The organism is uncultured Thiodictyon sp., assembly GCF_903828115.1.
Classification (GTDB): domain Bacteria; phylum Pseudomonadota; class Gammaproteobacteria; order Chromatiales; family Chromatiaceae; genus Thiodictyon.
The window spans coordinates 1-1,535 of sequence record NZ_CAIKKU010000171.1; the positions used below are offsets into that span (position 1 = coordinate 1).

Genomic DNA, 1,535 nt, shown 5'->3' on the forward strand with positions numbered 1-1,535 from the left:
CTTCGAGGTCGGCGACGGCGGTGAAGTCGAGCAGCGCCTCACCCAGGTCTTCGCTTCGCTCCAGCGGCAAGTCGGCGATGCGCTCGGCGATCTCCGCAGCCAGTACGCCGAAGCGGCGCCGCAGCAGTTTTTGCACCAGCGCCGAGGCTTCTGCGCGGCGGCCTTCCTCATGGCCCTCCAGGTGACCCCGTTGGTATCCGATGCGCTCGACAGATGTAACGTAAGGCATGGTCTTGTTGCACTCCAGGGTAGTGATTTCCTGCCAGAGCTTGGTTTCCAACGCGGCGGGCAGGCGCATCATCCAGTCGATGACGGCGAAGAGGTCGATGATCCGCTGGCGGTCCCAGTCCCGTTCATAAAGCAGCCGGGCGAGGCGCCATTTTGCCGCATACCGGCGCTCGGCGTCGCCCCGGGTCTGGCGGGTGAGCAGATGCGCGGCAGTGACCAGGGCAAAGGGGTTGGGGTCTGCCAACAGGCCTTCCAGGCGGGGCGCGTAATCGAGGAGTTTGACCAGCGGGTACTCCAGGACGTGCCGACAGCCGAACAAGTCCCAGCCGAAGGCGCCCGGACGCCAGTTGGGACTGTCGTCCGCGAGCACGGCGAGGCTCGCGACAGGGCGGTCGTAGCGCTCGAAGAGCCGGCAGTTGTAGGTGAACATCCGCTTGGGGAAGGCGCTGTCGTGGCCGCCCTGGATTTCGATGTGGATGTAGACCCAGTCCTCTGCGCCGTCCAGGCGGTGGACACAAACCAACTTGTCGACGAAGCGCTTGCCCAACTCGGCGTCCTGGACGACCTGGGCCAGTTCTTTGTCCAGGAACTGGTAACCACGGCTCCAGTCGATTTCAACATAGGCGTCCGGAAAGTAGAAGGACAGGAACTCCGGGAAGTGGTGCTCCAGGGCGTTCTTCCAGGGGGTGTCGTTGTCGGTCGCGGGGGTGGGCTGGTCGGGGCGCTCGGCCATGGTTGAATCTCGGGTTCGGGAGGATCAGCGGTGCCGCGAATACCAGGCGCGATCACGCGACTTTGCGAACATGGGTGATCTCGCTCGCATCGACCGCTCGCACTTCACCATCAGCCTCGCCACCGGCGGCGGCTACCCCACTGTGGCACGACTGACCCAGGCCGCTAGACCTGGCGGGGCACCGACTCAGTGCCGACGCAGCCACGCATCCAGGTCAACGAGGGAGTTGAAGTCCAATAGGTCTTCGCCAAGTGCCTCGACTCGCTCCAGCGGCAGGGCCACGATTTGATCCTCGGTTTCCTGAGCAAGCGGGCCGAATCGGCGCCGGAGTTGCCTTTGCACCAGGGCACCGGCCTCCTCTTGACGACCCCGCTGGTACCCGATCCGTTCGACAGAGGTGACGTAAGGCATACGCTTGTTGCACTCCAGGGTAGTAAGTTCCTGCCAGAGTTTGTTTTCCAGCTCGGGAGGCAGGCGCGGAACCCTAACCAAGACCCCGTGCGCGCTGCGAGGAACCATCCCTGGCACTGGATTCCGGCATCCTGCCGGAATGACACGGGGGTGGGGTGCCGGC

Annotated in this window: 2 protein-coding genes; both read right to left on the reverse strand. The window is 64.4% G+C overall.

Features of this window, described 5'->3' with window-relative positions; genetic code table 11:
- A partial coding sequence (locus QZY48_RS06060) for a DUF4351 domain-containing protein (protein ID WP_295429029.1) occupies positions 1–961 on the reverse strand: 961 nt, incomplete at its 3' end.
- Positions 962–1,147: 186 nt separating this feature from the next.
- The gene (locus tag QZY48_RS06065) at positions 1,148–1,372 is read right to left on the reverse strand and encodes a DUF4351 domain-containing protein (protein WP_295429030.1); all 225 of its coding nucleotides are present in this window, start codon (positions 1,370–1,372) and stop codon (positions 1,148–1,150) included.
- Positions 1,373–1,535 lie beyond the last annotated feature (163 nt).

What these genes read in the sequence shown, in the direction of transcription:
- QZY48_RS06065 (WP_295429030.1), bottom strand. Translation starts at nt 1,372, where the DNA reads ATGCCTTACGTCACCTCTGTCGAACGGATCGGGTACCAGCGGGGTCGT.